Below are 209 nucleotides of genomic sequence, written 5' to 3' on the forward strand. Positions count from 1 at the left end.
CTCTCAGCAGTCTACTCCAGCGACTGAGCCAGCGTACTCGTTGCCGAAAGTGTTCAATAAACAGGGCAGTTCCGAGAAAAGGAAGAGCCAACCCCAACGAATACGCCGCCAGATACAGCATGCCCGCCTCAGCATTGGCATGCGTGGAGCTGAGCGCCAATATGGCCCCGAGTATGGGGCCTATACAGGGTGTCCAGCCGATGGCAAAC

1 protein-coding gene is annotated in these 209 nt (G+C 56.9%); it reads right to left on the reverse strand.

Annotated features, from left to right (window positions below; translation table 11 throughout):
• Positions 1–209 (reverse strand): cytochrome c biogenesis CcdA family protein (locus tag JIF53_RS01795; RefSeq protein ID WP_199451716.1); only part of this gene is annotated, 209 nt, incomplete at both ends.

This window comes from Marinobacter sp. bablab_jr008, assembly GCF_016464145.1.
Lineage (GTDB): Bacteria > Pseudomonadota > Gammaproteobacteria > Pseudomonadales > Oleiphilaceae > Marinobacter > Marinobacter nauticus.